Source organism: Brevibacterium sp. OS20, from assembly GCF_056837565.1.
The window spans coordinates 2162206-2178287 of sequence record NZ_CM166367.1; the positions used below are offsets into that span (position 1 = coordinate 2162206).

Consider the following 16082-nt stretch of genomic DNA (forward strand, 5'->3'; position numbering starts at 1 on the left):
CGTCAGGGCCACAGTCGTTCGGCTCGGGCGGAGCTCTACGGGGTCTCAGACCCCGTGGAAGACCCGGATCTGCGGTGCCGGGTACCGGCCCGGTTCCACGTCCCAGCTCTCGAGGTCGAAGACCGCGATCGAGGAGGGACGGAACGTATCGGGAACCCCGCCTTCCGGGTTGAGGTGGCCGACCACCTCGGCGACGGTCGGCTGATGGCCCACGATGTACGCACACTGCGCATCCGAGGGGATCGAGTTGATCGCATCCAGCCAGTCGTCGACGGACCCCGAGTACAGTGAGGGGTCCTCACGCAGGGTCAGGTCACCCGGTTCGTCGAGGGTTCCTCCGTGAGCACGGTTGACGGCTTCGACGACGGCCTGCCCGGTCTGCACGGTGCGCCGGGCCGCCGAGGCGATTGCCACATCGGGTGACCAGCGCTCGGCGATCTCAGCACCGGCTTCGACCGCTTGAGCCAGCCCCTTCGAGTCCAGGGACCGTTCGAAGTCGGTCGGACCGTGGGCTTCCGCCTTCGCATGGCGGGCGAGGATGAGCACAGGCATGAGCTGTCTCAGGCTCCGGTGGAGTGGAATCCGCCGTCGACGTGGATCATCTCGCCGGTGGTGGCGGGGAACCAGTCGGAGAGCAGCGCGACGATGGCCTTTCCGGCAGGGGTGGTGTCCTTCTGATCCCAGCCCAGGGGTGCGCGGTCGCCCCACATGTCTTCGAGGGTCTCGAAGCCGGGGATGGAGGTTGCGGCGGTGGTCTTCAGCGGTCCTGCCGAGACGAGGTTGACGCGCACACCGTCTTCGCCGACGTACTTGGCGAGGTAGCGGGCGGTCGATTCGAACGCGGCCTTGGCCACGCCCATCCAGTCGTAGACCGGCCAGGAGATGGTCGCGTCGAAGGTCAGACCGACGATGCCTGCGCCCTTGTTGAGCACGGGCTTTGCGGCCACGGCAATGGCCTTGAGCGAGTAGGCGGAGACGTGGATGGCAGCGGACACCGAGTCCCACGGGGTGTCGAGGAAGACTCCGCCGAGTGCGTCCTTCGGAGCGAAGGCGATGGCGTGGACGATTCCGTCGATGTTGCCGCCGAGGCGCTCGGGCAGGGCCGCGAGGTCCTCTTCGTTCGTGGCGTCGAGTTCGATGACCTGCGGGGTCTGGGGCAGGCGTTCGGCGATCACCTGAGTGATCTTCATCTGGCGGCCGAAGCTCGAGAGGATGACCTCGGCTCCCTGCTCCTGTGCGATGCGGGCAGCGGCGAAGGCGATCGAGGCCTCGGTGAGCACGCCGGTGACGAGGATGCGCTTTCCGTCAAGAATTCCCATGGTGGTCCTTTCGAAAGGAGGGTGGTTGCGTGTGCATGACGCCGCTTCAGGCGGTGTCTCTGAATCGAAGTCTACGGGCTGTGGCCCGGCGAGGCCGCATCGTCTGCGGCCGCCGGCTCAGTGGCCCATGCCCAGTCCGCCGTCGACGGGGATGACTGCGCCGGAGATGTAGGCGGCTTCGTCCGAAGCCATCCAGCGCACGACCTTGGCGACCTCTGCGGGTTCGGCGAAGCGCTTGGCCGGGATCGTCGACAGGTATTCCTTCTGCTGCTTCTCGCTGAGCTCGTCGGTCATGTCCGTGCGGATGAACCCGGGGGCGACGACATTGGCCGTGATTCCGCGGGAGCCGACCTCACGGGTGATGGAGCGGGCGAAGCCGACGAGTCCGGCCTTCGAGGCCGAATAGTTCGCCTGGCCGGGCACTCCGTAGAGACCCGACACCGAGGAGATGAGGACGATGCGGCCCTTCTTCGCTCGGATCATGCCGGTGATGCCGCGCTTGACGGTGCGGAAGGCGCCGGTGAGATTCGTGTTGATGACGGATTCGAACTCATCATCGTTCATCCGCATGAGCAGGTTGTCGGCGGTGATTCCGGCATTGGCCACGACGACCTCGACGGGGCCGAGCTTCTCCTCGATCTCGGTGAATGCCCGATCGATCGATTCGCTGTCGGTGACATCGGCGGCCACTGCCAGCGCCCCTTCCGGGGCCTGACCGTTGCGGGAGGTGACTGCCACCTTGTCCCCCTGGGCGAGGAATTCCTCGGCGATGGTGCGACCGATTCCGCGGTTGCCGCCGGTGACGAGGACTGTGCGTGGATCTGACACGTTGGTCTCCTGTTGATCGACTGTGTTCTTCAAATCTATCGTGGACAAACCTATCCTGTCCTTTGGTCGATGGATACGACTCTCACAAAGGACGAGTATCATGTTTGGCAGTCATCGATCGAAGAAGGATATGGTCAGGCACTCTCAGCAGATCACAACGGCAGACACCGCCCTTGATGATGATATGAAGTCTCGGATCATCAAGTATTCGATCACCATGGGCATCAGGACGGCCTGCTTCGTGGGCGCCTATTTCGCTTTCGTCGCCGATCTGCACATCCTCATGTGGATCTGCGTGGCCGGAGCTGTCGTCCTCCCCTATCCGGCGGTGATCTTCGCCAATGCGGGTCGCGAACGCACCCGGGATGATCAGTCCGCGCTGCTCGATCAGGCCCCGCTGGCGGAGCTGCCGCCCGCACGGGGTGAGACGATCTCCGGCGACACCCTCGCCGGGGAGACCGTTGATGATGAGCCGGTCGACGACGCAGACTTCACTGCTGCCGCGCCCGGCACAGCGGAATCCGACCAGGACGACCACAGCCCAGACGACGAGAGCGAGACGATTCCGAGTGAGACCGTCCCGGCTGAGACCATAGAAGACGACGACAGGAGTGACCAGGCTTGAGCGAGCAGCTGCAGTGTTCCGCGAAGGAATGCCGGGAGTTCGCGACTCGCGCCCTGCTGTGGAACAACCCTCGCGTCCACAGTCCCGAGCGGAAGAAGACGTGGTTGGCCTGTGATGAGCACCTGGACTATCTGCGTGACTTCCTGACGCTGCGCGACTTCTTCATCACCGACGTCTCCGTCGACGAGATTCCAGAGGACGCAGGTTGAGCCGCTATTCCTTCCTCTTCTCCGCACGTTGGCTCAAATACATCGCCATGGCGATCATCGTCATCATCGCCTGCGTGTTCCTCGCCCTGTGGCAGAAGGACCGCCGCGATCAGCGGGAACAGGAGATCGCCACGATCACCGCGAACTACTCCGCCGACCCCGTCGACATCTCCTCGGTGCTCTCGACACCGAATTCCACGCTGGAGACCACCGACGAGTGGACACAGGTGGAGCTGACCGGTCAGTTCTCCGATGAGAACACCGTCCTCGCACGCAATCGCACCGTCGATGACCAGCCCGGCTTCTATGTGGTGACTCCGTTCGAAGTCGCCGGCGGGTCGACGATCGCCGTCGTCCGCGGCTTCACCGCCGAAGAGGACTCCGTGCCACCGGCACCGCAGGGTGAGCAGACCGTCGTCGCTCACCTGCGTCCCGCTCAGGACGGATCCGAGGACGACAATCCGAAGGGCCTCATCAGAGCCATCGATCCCGCGCGCATCCCCGGAATGGATGACGGCTATGCGCACGTCTACGTCGAGGCCTCACCGGCGGAGACCGGTGGTGCCCCGGAAGAGGGACTGACCCCGCTGCCGATGCCCGAGCTCGATCCGGGCAACCATCTGTCCTATATGCTCCAGTGGTTCGCCTTCGGAATCATGATCATCATCGCCGTGGTCATCTCGGCCCGTCGTGAGCGCAAAGCCGCCGCCGAGGCGGTCGAGCACGGCATTGCCGACGGCGAAATGGTCGTCATCGACAAGGCCGCACTCGATGCAGGCGCGAAGATCAGCCAGCCGGGCAGCCGGTACGGCCGCAATCGCTGGGCCTCACCGACCGTGCGCGGGCAGGCCGAAGCTGATGAGGATGCCCTGTTCGAGGAGCGCTTCCGCTCTCAGTGAGCCGCCTCGGGCGAGTCTCGGCGAGCCTGCTCAGGCGAGCGTGACGAGGTCGAGGTACGTGTCGTTCCACAGATCCTCGTCACCGTCGGGCAGAAGCAGCACTCGGTCGGGATCGAGCGCGGACACCGCACCCTCATCGTGTGTGACGAGCACGATCGCACCCTCGTAGCGGCGGATCGCCGAGAGGATCTCCTCACGCGAGGCCGGATCGAGGTTGTTCGTCGGCTCGTCGAGCAGCAGCACGTTCGCGCTCGAGACCACGAGGGTGGCCAGAGCCAGACGTGTCTTCTCACCGCCGGAGAGCACTCCTGCGGGCTTGTGCACATCGTCACCGCTGAACAGGAACGATCCGAGCACATTGCGCACCGCCGTGTCATCGAGGTGCGGGGAGTTCCGCGACATGTTCTCCAGCACGGTGCGCTCGAGGTCGAGGGTCTCGTGCTCCTGCGCATAGTAGCCGAGCTTGAGACCGTGTCCGGGCACGACTTCACCGGAATCCGGTTCGTCGAGTCCGGCGAGCAGACGCAGCAGAGTCGTCTTGCCCGCGCCGTTGTAGCCGAGCACGACGACGCGTGTGCCCTTGTCGATCGCGAGGTCGACACCCGTGAACACCTCGGTCGAACCGAAGCTGCGTGAGAGTCCTTCGGCCGTCAGCGGTACGCGACCGCAGTCGGCCGGGGCCGGGAAGCGCAGATTCGCGACCTTCTCTGTGGCACGTTCGTCCTCGAGGCCGGCGAGCAGCCGGTCGGCACGTTTGGCCATCTGCTGTGCGGCTACGGTCTTCGTCGCCTTCGCCATCATCTTGTTCGCCTGAGCGTTGAGGGCCGCGGCCTTCTTCTCCGCGTTGGCACGTTCGCGGCGACGACGCCGCTCATCATCCTCACGCTGTTTGAGGTACAGCCGGTAGCCCATCGAATAGATGTCGATGGTCTGACGGGTGGCGTCGAGGAAGAAGACCTTGTTGACCACTTCGTCGATGAGGTCGAGGTCGTGGCTGATGATGATCAGGCCACCGGAATAGGCCTTGAGGTGGTCACGCAGCCACAGCACGGATTCGGCGTCGAGGTGGTTCGTCGGCTCGTCGAGGATCATCGTGTCCGGAGCCGAGAACAGGATCCGGGCGAGCTCGACGCGGCGGCGCTGACCGCCGGAGAGCGTGCCGATCTCCTGACTGATGAGGGCTTCGTCGAGGCCGAGATTCGCAGCGATGGCGAAGGCTTCGGATTCGGCGGCATAACCGCCGGCGGCGATGAATTCGGCTTCGATGCGCGGGTACCGATCGATGGCCTTCGTCGCCACCTTCTCATCCGGCGAAGCCATCTGACGTTCGGCCTTCCGCAGACGTTTGACGAGGACGTCGAGGTCGCGCACCGAGAGAATGCGCTCCATGCCGGTGGCGGTGAGGTCGCCGCTGCGCGGGTCCTGCGGCAGGTAGCCGACGGTGCCGGAGATCGACACGGATCCCGATTGAGCGGGGTGTCCGCCCATGATCACCTTGGTCAGGGTCGTCTTGCCGGCGCCATTGCGCCCGACGAGACCGACACGGTCGCCCTTATCGACGCGGAAGGACACCTCGGACATGAGGGTGCGGGCGCCGACGGCGACTTCGAGGCCGGAGGCCTGAATCATTCTGTCTCCAAACTGCGGCCGATGAGTTCGGCCAGGAATTCTTGGGGGTGGATGCCGCGAGCCTGTGCCCGGGCGACGAGTTCATCTGCGACTGCGGACGGCACCCGACACGACACGACGGTGGTGGCCGGCTCAGCCTCTGCGGTGGCGGGCTCGGTGAGGACATCCTCGTGCAGGGACGTAACTGACGGTTCCTCTGCCGGTGCGTCCTCAGCTGCCGCAGTCGACGTCCCCGCGGGGACGAAGCCGGGGCCCTCCGGCACAGCCGTGCCCTTCTGGAATGCGGTGGCTGCGGCGCGGGCTCGATCATCGGCGGCCTCATTGAGTTCGTGGTTGTTGTGGCCTTTGACCCACTCGAACTCGACCGTCCGCCCGCTCAGCGCCTCATCGAGGGACGCTAAGAGGTCCTTGTTGAGGACTTCTTTTCCATCGGCCTTCTTCCACCCTTTGCGTTTCCACCCCGGCATCCATTTGGTCAGGGCGTTGATCACGTACTGCGAATCACAGTATATCTTCAGACTGTCGTCGCACTCGGCGGTCGACCAGAGCAGGTCGAGGACGGCCATGAGCTCACCGCGGTTGTTCGTCGCATTCTTCCACCCGCCGGCGTGCCAGGAGGTGTCGTCGATGTACCAGGCCCACCCGGCGGGTCCGGGGTTGCCGAGCGCGGATCCGTCGGCGGCAGCGATGATCGTCAATGGTTCTCCTTGGAAAGTCGGATTCCATTCTTTCACGCCGCATGCGAGTTCTCGGTCCGCGGGGCGGTGATCTCCGCGACCCCGGCACCGGTCACGGACACCCCACCCAACGACGATCGCCGAGGCGGGGTGACCTTCTCAGGTCGCCCCGCCTCGGCGATGGTGTTGGGTATCGGATCAGATATTGAAGCCCAGCGCCCGCATCTGTTCGCGGCCGTCCTCGGTGATCTTCTCCGGGCCCCATGGCGGCATCCAGACCCAGTTGATCCGGTAGGCCGGCACGATTCCTTCGAGCGACTGTGCGGTCTGATCTTCGATGACGTCGGTCAGCGGGCAGGCCGCCGAGGTCAGGGTCATCTCGATCACGGCGGTGCCGTCGTCTTCGACCGAGAGTCCGTACACGAGTCCGAGATCGACGATGTTGACACCGAGCTCGGGATCGACGACGTCCATCATCGCTTCGCGCACTTCGTCGACGCTCGCATTCTGCGGTGCGTCAATGACTTCAGGCATTGTGTTTCTCCTCACGAGCTGCTTGTGATTGGTTGAGTGCGTCCTTGAACGCCACCCACGCCAGGAGAGCGCATTTGATCCTGGCCGGGAACTTCGACACTCCGGTGAACGCCGCCGCGTCGCCGAGTATCGACTCATCCGCTTCCATTGTCCCACGAGAATGCATGAGTTCGTGGAACGCTCCTTCGATCTCGAGCATCTGTGCGACGGAGGAATCGGCGGCCAGTTCGGAGAGCACCGAGGCCGAGGCCATCGAGATCGAACAGCCGTCACCGGCCCACCGCACCGCGATCGTGCCGTCCTCACGCAGTTCGGTCTCGAGCTCGATCTCATCGCCGCAGGTGGGGTTCACCTGATGCGAATAACCGTGCGGTGACTCTGCGGCGTCGCGGAGCAGTTCGGTGTTGCCGATACGTGCCCGCGACTGGTCGAGGATGACCTGCTGGTAGAGCTGCTGCATCTGTGTGCTCATCGGTTCGCTCCCCCTCTCATGCGACTCCGAAGAAGGGCCGCACTTCCGCCAGAGCAGAAATGAAGCGGGTGCAGTCTTCGGCATTGTTGTACAGGTACGTGCTCGCCCTCGTCGAGGCGGTGACCCCGAAACGGCGGTGCAGAGGCTGGGCGCAGTGGTGGCCCACTCGCACGGCGATCCCCTGCGAGTCGAGATACTGTCCGACATCGTGGGCGTGCACGCCGTCGACGTCGAAAGCCACGGTCCCGATCCGGTCTTTCGCCTCGCCGAGGATGCGGATCCCGGGGATCTCAGCGATCCCGTCGAGGAGGACTCGGGCGAGCTCCCTCTCATGCTCGAGCACATTGTCCAGCCCCACCTCGGAGAGGTAGCCGATCGCGGTCGCGAAGGCCGCCACCTCGGCGACCGGCTGAGTGCCGGCCTCGAACCGCTGCGGAGCGGGCATGAACTCGGTCTCCTCCATGGTCACCGTGGTGATCATGGATCCGCCGGTGAGCACCGGCGGCAGAGCGTCGAGCAGCTCGGACTTGCCCCACAGCGCACCCAGACCAGTGGGTCCGAGCGCCTTGTGCGCGGAGAACGCAGCGAAGTCGATGTCGAGGTCGACGAAGTCCACGGGCATATGCGGGACGGACTGGCAGGCGTCGAGGACGACGTACGCACCGACGGCGCGAGCCCGATCCACGAGGCGGTCGACCGGGTTGATCGTGCCGAGGACATTGGAGACTTGCGTGAACGCGAGCACCTTCGTCGATTCGTCGACGATCGTGTCGAGATCGGCAAGATCGAGCTCTCCCGAGTCGGTCACGGGCAGCCACCGCAGCTGCGCTCCCGTGGAAGCAGCCAGCTGCTGCCACGGCACGAGATTCGCATGGTGCTCCATCTCGGTGACGACGATCGAATCGCCGGGAACGAGGGCGAAGCGCGCCGCGTCCTCTCCCCCGAAGCCGTGGCTGGCCCGATCCATGCCGAGTGCCACGACGTTGAGCGCCTCGGTGGCGTTCTTCGTCCAGCACACCTGCTCCGGGGACCCGCCGACGAGTCCGGCAGCGGCGATCCGCCCGTTCTCGAACGCGTCCGTGGCCTCGACGGCCAGGGAGTGCGCGCCCCGGTGGACGGCGGCATTGCGCTGGCCGAAGTACTCGACGAAGGTATCGATGACGCACTGCGGCTTCTGGGATGTCGCGCCCGAGTCGAGATACGACAGCGGCGACTCCCCGACCCTCGCATCGAGAATCGGGAAGTCGCCCCTCAGACGTGAGAACATCAGACGCCGGCGGTGAAGAAGCGGTCGTAGCCTTCGTTCTCGAGGCGTTCGGCCAGCTCCGGTCCGCCTTCCTCGGCCACCTTGCCATTGATGATCACGTGGACGTGATCGGGCTTGATGTAGTTGAGGATGCGCGTGTAGTGGGTGATGAGCATGATGCCGACGTCGGTGGCGTCCTTGACGCGGTTGACGCCTTCGGACACGATGCGCAGCGCGTCGACGTCGAGGCCGGAGTCGGTCTCGTCGAGGACGGCGAACTTCGGCTTGAGCATCTCGAGCTGCAGGATCTCGTGACGCTTCTTCTCGCCGCCGGAGAAGCCTTCGTTGACGTTGCGCGAGGCGAACGCGGGATCCACACGCAGGTTCTCCATGGCCTGCTTGAGGTCCTTGGTCCAGTTGCGCAGCTTCGGAGCTTCGCCGTCGATGGCGGTCTTGGCCGAACGGAGGAAGTTCGTCACGGTCACGCCGGGAACCTCGACGGGGTACTGCATGGCCAGGAACAGGCCGGCCTTGGCACGCTCGTCGACGGACATCTCGAGGACGTCCTCACCGTCGAGGGTGACCGAACCGGAGGTCACCTCATACTTGGGGTGGCCGGCCAGGGCGTAGGCCAGGGTCGACTTGCCGGAGCCGTTGGGGCCCATGATGGCGTGGGTCTCGTTCGTGTTGATGACGAGGTTGATGCCGTTGAGGATGGGCTTGAGACCGGTTTCGGTGTTGACACCGACATGCAGGTCTTCGATCTTGAGAGTGGACATAATGATCCTTCTTCTTCGGTCTTGAGGTCAGTTCAGGGTGGTGTTCGGGTCGACGAGGATGCGACCTGCGATCTCTTTGCAGTCATAGACCGCGACGGGTTCGAACGCCGGAGGATTCACCGGCTTGCCCGTCGTCAGGTCGAACTGCGAGCCGTGCAGCCAGCATTCGATGGTGCAGTCCTCGACGTCTCCTTCAGCCAAGGACACCTCACCATGGGTGCACAGGTCGTCGATGGCATGGATCGTTCCGTCGGAGTCGCGAGCGATGCAGATCTCGAACTCGCCGACCTCGATGCGCATGGTGCCGCCGGGGGCCACCTCGTCGGTGGCCGCCACGTCGATCATGGTCACAGCACACTCCGGGACAGTTCGTCTTCGATGCGTTCGTTGAGCACGTCTTCGATCTCGGGCACCTGGATCTTCTGGATCACTTCGTTGAAGAATCCACGGACCACGAGCTGACGAGCGACGTCCTCGGGGATGCCGCGGCTCATGAGGTAGAACAGGTGCTCCTCATCGAAGCGACCCACCGAGGAGGCGTGGCCGGCACCGGCGATGTCGCCGGTCTCGATCTCGAGGTTCGGCACCGAGTCGGCGCGGGCGCCATCGGTGAGGATGAGGTTCCGGTTGAGCTCGTAGGTGTCGATGTCGAGGGCCTCGGGACGGATGAGCACATCGCCGATCCACACGCTGCGCGCGTCCTTGCCCTGCAGTGCGCCCTTGTAATGGACGTTCGACTGGGCCTTCGGCGTGTTGTGGTCGATGTAGGTGCGGTGCTCGAGGTGCTGACCGGCATCGGCGAAGTAGAGTCCGAGCAGTTCGGCCTCTCCCCCGGCTGCCGAGTAGCGCACGTTCGTGTTCAGGCGCACGACGTCACCGCCGAGGGTGATGTGGATGTGCTTGAACTTCGCGTCCTTGCCCACGATCGCGTCGTGCTGACCGAGGTGCAGGGAGCCGTCGTCCCACAGCTGCAGCGATACGAAGGTCACGTCCGCACCATCGCCGATGACGAGGGAGACGAGCTCGGAGTACCGGGCCAGTCCCTCGTGTTCGACGACGATGGTCGCCTTCGAATTCGCACCGACCGTGACGACGACATGGCCGTGGCCGAGCGCCTCACCGGTGCCGTCCGCGTGGATGATCGCGGCCCGCTCGAGTTCGGTGTCCGCGGGGACCGAGTAGTGCGTCACCGCAGAGGCGCGGTTGGCGGCGACGGCCGCGGCGCGGTCCTCGGGCTCGAGGATGCCCAGTTCCTGGGCTGACTCGAGCGAGATCTCCTCGACGGACAGGCCCTCGGGCAGATCCGACTCGAACTTCAGCTTCGCCTCGGTGGCGGTGTCCTCGAAGAATTCGCTGAACTTGCGGACGGGAGAGAAGCGCCATTCCTCCTCCCGGCCGGTGGGCACGGGGAAGTCGGCGACAGCGAAGCTGCGCGTGCGCGCATCGCGCTTCGAATCGGGCACCTGGACCTCGGAACCGTGCGAATGCTCCGAGAGGCCAAGCGGGTTGGTGGTATCAGTCACAGATTTACTCCTTTGAGTGCAGTGGGCGCCGGGTCGGGTCTCAGCCGACCGCGCCTTCCATCTGCAGTTCGATGAGGCGGTTGAGTTCGAGGGCGTACTCCATCGGGAGTTCGCGTGCGATCGGCTCGACGAAGCCGCGCACGATCATCGCCATCGCCTCGGTCTCCTCCATGCCGCGGGACATGAGGTAGAAGAGCTGATCCTCACTGACCTTCGACACGGTGGCCTCATGGCCGAGTGTGACGTCGTCTTCGCGGATGTCGATGTAGGGGTACGTGTCCGAACGGGAGACGTTGTCGACGAGCAGGGCGTCGCAGAGGACGTTGTTCGACGAGCCTTCGGCGCCCGGGTGGACGTGGACGAGTCCGCGGTAGCCGGCGCGGCCGCCGCCGCGGGCCACGGACTTCGACACGATCGACGAATGGGTGTGCGGAGCGGCGTGGACCATCTTCGCACCGGTGTCCTGGTGCTGTCCCTCGCCGGCGAAGGCCACGGACAGCGTCTCGCCGCGGGCGTGCTCACCGGTCAGCCAGATGGCCGGGTACTTCATGGTCACCTTCGAGCCGATGTTGCCGTCGACCCATTCCATGGAGGCGCCCTCTTCGGCGATGGCGCGCTTGGTGACGAGGTTGTACACGTTGTTCGACCAGTTCTGGATCGTCGTGTAGCGGACCTTCGCATCCTTCTTCGCGATGATCTCGACGACGGCCGAGTGCAGGGAGTCGGTCTTGTAGATCGGAGCGGTGCAGCCCTCGACGTAGTGGACCGAGGAACCCTCGTCGGCGATGATGAGCGTGCGCTCGAACTGGCCCATGTTCTCCGTGTTGATGCGGAAGTAGGCCTGCAGCGGGATCTCGACGTGGACGCCCTTGGGGACGTAGACGAAGGAGCCGCCGGACCAGACAGCGGTGTTCAGAGCGGCGAACTTGTTGTCACCGGACGGAATGATCGACCCGAAGTACTCTTCGAAGATCTCCGGGTGCTCGCGCAGGCCGGTGTCGGTGTCCATGAAGATGACACCCTGAGCCTCGAGCTCCTCGTTGATCTGGTGGTAGACGACCTCGGACTCGTACTGAGCGGCGACACCGGCGACGAGGCGCTGCTTCTCGGCCTCTGGGATGCCGAGCTTGTCATAGGTGTTGCGGATGTCCTCGGGCAGGTCCTCCCAGGACGTCGCCTGTCCCTCGGTGGAGCGAACGAAGTACTTGATGTCCGCGAAGTCGATTCCGGTGAGGTCGGCGCCCCAGTTCGGCATCGGCTTCTTGTCGAACAGACGCAGAGCCTTGAGTCGACGCTTGAGCATCCACTCCGGTTCGTCCTTGAGCTTCGAGATGTTGCGGACGACTTCCTCGCTGAGGCCGCGGGTCGCGGTCGCGCCGGCATCGTTCTCGTCGTGCCAACCGTATGCGTACTGCCCGAGGTCTTTGAGCTCGGGATTCGCATCGATGATCCGATTTCCTGTGTCAGTCATCGTGAACCTCCTTGAGGTCGATCATTGCTGTGGATGAGTGGTCTGGTCAGTTCCGAAGTCGGAATGTGGGTGGTGCACACATGGTCGCCCTGGGCCAGCGACGACAGCCGCCGCACGTCGACACCGAGGTAGTCGGAGAACATCGCGAGCTCTGCTTCGCAGATCTCCGGGTACTCCGCCGCCACGGCCTGGATCGGGCAGTGTCCCTGGCACAGCTGCATCGCCTCCAACGGGGTTCCGGCCGCGACCGGGGTCGCCGAGGCGGCGTACCCTTCCCGTGTGAGTGCGGCGGCAAGTGCACGTGAGCGAGACGCCACTGTGGTGCCGCCGCGCTTTTCGAGTTCCGGTCCGAGTCGCTCCCGCAGTCGGCTCACGAGGTCTTCCGTGAAGCCCTCCACTGCCGATCTGCCGTGCTTGTCCTCCATGAAGCGCAGGATGTTCACGGCCAACTCGTCGTAGGAATGACTGACCGAATCGTGTCCGGCCGTCGTGACCACATAGTGCCGGGCCGGTCGGCCCCTGCCCGCCTGTTTGCCGGCGAGTTCACGGACCTCGAGAAGGCCCTCACTCTCCAGCGCGTCCAGGTGACGACGGATCGCCGCGGGAGTCAGCTCGAGGGCTTTGGCCAAAGACGAAGCAGTGATCGGCCCTTCGTCGAGCACCGACTGGAAAACCTTCTGCCGGGTTCGGCGATCTTCCGTGTCGTTTGCAGCCATAATCCACCTCCTTGACTAACACAACAATATTGTTGCGTAATTTGTTTCGTAAAACTAGGTGAGCCTAACCACCGCCCGCGTCGCGCGTGGACACCGGCGGTTTCGACACCCGTTTCGACGCGTCGTAGAATAGCCTGGTGTCATCTCCGGCCCTGACCATTCGCGGTCTCCAGTACTCCTACGGCACCCACCGTGTCGTCGACGGAATCGACCTCACGGCCGAGTCCGGATCCGTCCTCGGCGTTCTCGGACCCAACGGCGCAGGAAAATCCACGACCATCTCCCTGGCTGTGGGCACCCGCCGTCCCGAATCGGGCACGGTCGAGATCTTCGGGCACGACCCCGTCACCGAACACGCGACGACGTCGCAGCTGGCCGGGGTCATGCTCCAGGACGGCGGACTGCCGATGAGCTCGAAGCCCCTGCAGGTGCTGCGGCACCTCTCCACCCTCTATGAGAATCCCGTGCCGGTCGACGAACTCGCCGAACCGCTGGGTCTCCACGACTTCGCCGGACGCACGATGCGCAGGCTCTCCGGAGGACAGAAGCAGCGAGTGGCGCTGGCCGCGGCCCTCATCGGACGGCCCCGCCTCGTCTTCCTCGACGAGCCCTGCGCCGGTCTCGACCCGCAGGCTCGCGAGGTCGTCCACAGCTTCATCCGCGATCTCGCCGACCGCGGAGTCGCCGTCGTCCTCACCACCCACGACCTCGCCGAGGCCGAGGAGCTCTCCGACGAGGTCGTCGTCATCGATCGCGGACGGATCATCGCTCAGGGAGCGCCCGAGGAGCTGCGCAGCGCCTCCGCCGGGTCCCGGTCGCTGACGATACGCCTCGCCTCCCCTGTCCCCGCCGCCCTCGTCGATCGGCTCACCGAGCTCGGTCCCGCCTCGGCGCAGGGTTCGATGATCTCTCTCGACGGAGCACCGACGGCGAGTCAGATCGCGGCCGCGTGCACTGCCGTCGCCGAGGCGGGACTGCAGATCACGGACATCGGCATGCAGAGGCAGTCCCTGTCCGACGTCTTCTTCGAACTGACCGGGAGGCCGCTGCGATGACCTCGACACGCATCGTCTCGCAGGCGAAGTTCGAGACCCTGTCCGTTCTGCGCAACGGCGAACAACTGCTGCTCTCAATCATCTTCCCGCTGGGACTTCTCGTCTTCCTCGCGAAGACTCCCCTGCTCACCGGGCTCGGGGTCATCGAGGCCGGTACCGATCCGCTGTCGATCGCCGTCCCCGGGGCGCTGAGCCTGAGCCTGGCCTCCAGCGCATTCACCGGGCAGGCGATCGCAACCGCCTTCGACCGCCGCTACGGGGTGCTGCGGCAGCTGGCGACGACTCCGCTGGGGACGAACGGACTCATCCTCGGCAAACTCGGCGCCGTCATCGTCGTCGTTCTCATCCAGTACGCACTCGTCTTCGCCGCGGCGGCGATTCTCGGCTTCCGAGGTCCCGTCGACATCCTCGGACTCTTCCTGGCCACGCTGTTCGGCACCGCCGCGCTGCTCTCGCTCGGTCTGCTCATGGCCGGCACAGTCCGCGCCGAGGCGACTCTGGCGGCGACGAACCTCATCTGGGTGCTCATGGCGGGCGTCGGTGGCCTCGTCATCGCACATCCGGGAGAATGGGGAACGGTTGTGGGCTACCTGCCCTCCGGTGCGCTCGGCGACGCCATGCGGTCGGCCATCGGACACGGCGGCACAGACATCAAAGCAATCATCGTGCTCCTGGTATGGGGGCTTGTGGGAACGCTTGCGGCACGCAGGTGGTTCCGTTTCGAATGAGGAGTGAAGTGGTCACGAAGAAGATCCGCATCGCCGCTTGGGCCATGCTCATCGCCCAGGCAGGGATCATCCTGACCGGGGGAATCGTCCGGCTCACCGGCTCTGGGCTCGGCTGTTCGGACTGGCCGAAGTGCACCCCTGATTCGCTCGTGGCCACCAGCGAGATGGGCATCCACGGCGCCATCGAGTTCGGCAACCGCCTGCTGGCTGTGGCGCTGGCGATCCTCGGCGTGTGCATTGCGCTCATGCTGTGGAGGCACCGGAAGCAGCGCCCGGATCTCTTCTGGCTCAATATCGGCCTGCTGGCCATCGTGCCCGTCCAGGCCGTCGTCGGCGGAATCACCGTGTGGACGAAGCTCAATCCCTGGGTCGTCGCCGGGCACTTCGTGCCCTCGGCCGTCGCTGTCGGCGTCGCCGCCTACTTCGTCCGCCGCACCTATGACACCGGCGTGCGGCTGGGCACCAAGGCCCCGGCTCCGCTGCCGACTCTGGGGTGGATCATCCTCGGTCTCACCGCGATCATCGTCGTCTTCGGCGTGCTCACCACGGGGGCCGGGCCCCATTCGGGTTCGACGATCTCGACCCGCAACAACCTCGACAACATCTGGGTCACCCGCTTGCACGCCGCGCCGGTGTGGCTGCTCGTCATCACCACGATCTCCGCTCTCGTCGTCGCCCGGAAGAAGACGCAGACGGCGATGGTCGCCCCGCTGACCGTGCTTCTCGTCGTCGAGGTGGCCCAGGGAATCATCGGCTACGTCCAGTACTTCCTCGGTGTTCCCGAACTGCTCGTGGCCTTACACATGGTCGGCCTGTCGGCTACGATTGCGGCAAGCGTTGCCGTCCTCGACAGCGCATACCCGAGGAGCACCGATGTCAGTCCCGATCGTTCCGTGTCTGTGGTTTCCTGACTGCGCCGAGGAGGCCATGGAGTTCTACTGCTCCGTCTTCCCCGATTCGCGAGTCCTGTCCATCGAACGCTATCCCGACGAATCCCTCGACGAACACTTCAAGGGGATGAGCGGGAAGGTCCTGACCGGCCGGTTCGTCCTCGACGGCACAGAGTTCATCTGCCTCGACGGCGGACCGGTGTTCACATTCAACGAGGCGATCTCGCTGACCGTCGAATGTGCGGACCAGGCCGAGATCGACCACTATTGGTCGAATCTGTCGGCGTCACCCGAGCATGAACAGTGCGGTTGGCTCAAGGACCGCTTCGGAGTCAGCTGGCAGATCGTTCCCGCGAATCTCGGCGAGCTGATGACCGGTCCGGCACAGACTCATGCGCTCATGCAGATGAAGAAGATCGTCATCGACGACCTCGTCAACGCCGGCTGAGAATTTGCGTTCCGACCCGAAGCGCAAGGCACAG

At 64.8% G+C, this 16082-nt stretch carries 20 protein-coding genes; 7 read left to right on the top strand and 13 right to left on the bottom strand.

Annotated features, from left to right (window positions below):
- Positions 1 to 45 precede the first annotated feature (45 nt).
- The 3 genes from ACVZTU_RS09740 to ACVZTU_RS09750 form a co-directional block, all read right to left on the bottom strand.
- Positions 46 to 552: a SixA phosphatase family protein gene (locus ACVZTU_RS09740; RefSeq protein ID WP_482400306.1), complete on the bottom strand. Its 507-nt coding sequence runs from the start codon at positions 550 to 552 to the stop codon at positions 46 to 48.
- Between the two features lie 8 nt (positions 553 to 560).
- Entirely contained in the window at positions 561 to 1319 is a 759-nt protein-coding gene (fabI, locus tag ACVZTU_RS09745; protein ID WP_039207537.1) for an enoyl-ACP reductase FabI, read from the bottom strand.
- 117 nt (positions 1320 to 1436) lie between these two features.
- The gene (locus ACVZTU_RS09750; RefSeq protein ID WP_482400307.1) at positions 1437 to 2147 is read right to left on the bottom strand and encodes a beta-ketoacyl-ACP reductase; all 711 of its coding nucleotides are present in this window, start codon (positions 2145 to 2147) and stop codon (positions 1437 to 1439) included.
- Positions 2148 to 2277: 130 nt separating this feature from the next.
- Between ACVZTU_RS09750 and ACVZTU_RS09755 the strand changes: the two genes are divergently transcribed.
- Genes ACVZTU_RS09755 through ACVZTU_RS09765 form a run of 3 tightly spaced genes read left to right on the top strand, consistent with a single transcriptional unit; the run spans position 2278 to position 3880 of the window.
- Positions 2278 to 2772 carry a DUF3099 domain-containing protein gene (locus tag ACVZTU_RS09755; protein ID WP_482400308.1) on the top strand — a complete coding sequence of 165 codons (495 nt, stop codon included), beginning with the start codon at positions 2278 to 2280 and terminating at the stop codon, positions 2770 to 2772.
- On the top strand, positions 2769 to 2981 hold the full coding sequence (locus ACVZTU_RS09760) for a hypothetical protein (RefSeq protein WP_482400309.1): 213 nt from the start codon (positions 2769 to 2771) through the stop codon (positions 2979 to 2981). The genes ACVZTU_RS09755 and ACVZTU_RS09760 overlap by 4 nt, the downstream gene beginning before the upstream one ends.
- On the top strand, positions 2978 to 3880 hold the full coding sequence (locus tag ACVZTU_RS09765; RefSeq protein ID WP_482400310.1) for an SURF1 family cytochrome oxidase biogenesis protein: 903 nt from the start codon (positions 2978 to 2980) through the stop codon (positions 3878 to 3880). Before ACVZTU_RS09760 ends, ACVZTU_RS09765 begins: the two co-directional genes overlap by 4 nt.
- Before the next feature lie 30 nt (positions 3881 to 3910).
- Here the strand turns inward: ACVZTU_RS09765 and ACVZTU_RS09770 are convergent, their stop codons facing one another.
- The 10 genes from ACVZTU_RS09770 to ACVZTU_RS09815 all read right to left on the bottom strand — a co-directional run bounded on the left by ACVZTU_RS09770 (position 3911) and on the right by ACVZTU_RS09815 (position 12927).
- Positions 3911 to 5509 (bottom strand): ABC-F family ATP-binding cassette domain-containing protein, encoded by a 1599-nt coding sequence (locus ACVZTU_RS09770; protein ID WP_092013696.1) that lies wholly within the window; start codon positions 5507 to 5509, stop codon positions 3911 to 3913.
- Positions 5506 to 6207 carry a ribonuclease H family protein gene (locus ACVZTU_RS09775; protein ID WP_482400311.1) on the bottom strand — a complete coding sequence of 234 codons (702 nt, stop codon included), beginning with the start codon at positions 6205 to 6207 and terminating at the stop codon, positions 5506 to 5508. The genes ACVZTU_RS09770 and ACVZTU_RS09775 overlap by 4 nt, the downstream gene beginning before the upstream one ends.
- A 177-nt stretch (positions 6208 to 6384) precedes the next feature.
- A complete protein-coding gene (locus ACVZTU_RS09780) occupies positions 6385 to 6720 on the bottom strand; it encodes a metal-sulfur cluster assembly factor (protein ID WP_025778421.1) in 336 nt (111 codons plus the stop codon).
- The gene (sufU, locus tag ACVZTU_RS09785; protein WP_167196408.1) at positions 6713 to 7192 is read right to left on the bottom strand and encodes a Fe-S cluster assembly sulfur transfer protein SufU; all 480 of its coding nucleotides are present in this window, start codon (positions 7190 to 7192) and stop codon (positions 6713 to 6715) included. The genes ACVZTU_RS09780 and sufU overlap by 8 nt, the downstream gene beginning before the upstream one ends.
- A gap of 16 nt (positions 7193 to 7208) precedes the next feature.
- Complete coding sequence (locus ACVZTU_RS09790) at positions 7209 to 8459, bottom strand: SufS family cysteine desulfurase (protein WP_482400312.1); 1251 nt, start codon at positions 8457 to 8459, stop codon at positions 7209 to 7211.
- Positions 8459 to 9217: a Fe-S cluster assembly ATPase SufC gene (gene sufC / locus ACVZTU_RS09795; protein WP_482400313.1), complete on the bottom strand. Its 759-nt coding sequence runs from the start codon at positions 9215 to 9217 to the stop codon at positions 8459 to 8461. The genes ACVZTU_RS09790 and sufC overlap by 1 nt, the downstream gene beginning before the upstream one ends.
- 27 nt (positions 9218 to 9244) lie before the next feature.
- The gene (locus ACVZTU_RS09800) at positions 9245 to 9568 is read right to left on the bottom strand and encodes a non-heme iron oxygenase ferredoxin subunit (RefSeq protein WP_407645271.1); all 324 of its coding nucleotides are present in this window, start codon (positions 9566 to 9568) and stop codon (positions 9245 to 9247) included.
- Positions 9565 to 10740, bottom strand: coding sequence for a Fe-S cluster assembly protein SufD (gene sufD / locus ACVZTU_RS09805; protein ID WP_181270520.1), 1176 nt, complete (start codon positions 10738 to 10740; stop codon positions 9565 to 9567). The genes ACVZTU_RS09800 and sufD overlap by 4 nt, the downstream gene beginning before the upstream one ends.
- A 40-nt stretch (positions 10741 to 10780) precedes the next feature.
- A complete protein-coding gene (gene sufB, locus ACVZTU_RS09810; protein ID WP_039207512.1) occupies positions 10781 to 12211 on the bottom strand; it encodes a Fe-S cluster assembly protein SufB in 1431 nt (476 codons plus the stop codon).
- Positions 12208 to 12927 carry a helix-turn-helix transcriptional regulator gene (locus tag ACVZTU_RS09815; protein WP_139467280.1) on the bottom strand — a complete coding sequence of 240 codons (720 nt, stop codon included), beginning with the start codon at positions 12925 to 12927 and terminating at the stop codon, positions 12208 to 12210. The genes sufB and ACVZTU_RS09815 overlap by 4 nt, the downstream gene beginning before the upstream one ends.
- A gap of 137 nt (positions 12928 to 13064) precedes the next feature.
- Here ACVZTU_RS09815 and ACVZTU_RS09820 point away from each other — a divergent pair, with 137 nt between their 5' ends.
- Genes ACVZTU_RS09820 through ACVZTU_RS09835 form a run of 4 tightly spaced genes read left to right on the top strand, consistent with a single transcriptional unit; the run spans position 13065 to position 16048 of the window.
- A complete protein-coding gene (locus tag ACVZTU_RS09820; RefSeq protein ID WP_434589570.1) occupies positions 13065 to 13982 on the top strand; it encodes an ABC transporter ATP-binding protein in 918 nt (305 codons plus the stop codon).
- Entirely contained in the window at positions 13979 to 14710 is a 732-nt protein-coding gene (locus tag ACVZTU_RS09825; RefSeq protein ID WP_181270522.1) for an ABC transporter permease, read from the top strand. The genes ACVZTU_RS09820 and ACVZTU_RS09825 overlap by 4 nt, the downstream gene beginning before the upstream one ends.
- A gap of 8 nt (positions 14711 to 14718) precedes the next feature.
- Positions 14719 to 15621 (top strand): COX15/CtaA family protein, encoded by a 903-nt coding sequence (locus tag ACVZTU_RS09830; protein ID WP_229663932.1) that lies wholly within the window; start codon positions 14719 to 14721, stop codon positions 15619 to 15621.
- Complete coding sequence (locus ACVZTU_RS09835; protein ID WP_181270523.1) at positions 15584 to 16048, top strand: VOC family protein; 465 nt, start codon at positions 15584 to 15586, stop codon at positions 16046 to 16048. The genes ACVZTU_RS09830 and ACVZTU_RS09835 overlap by 38 nt, the downstream gene beginning before the upstream one ends.
- Positions 16049 to 16082 lie beyond the last annotated feature (34 nt).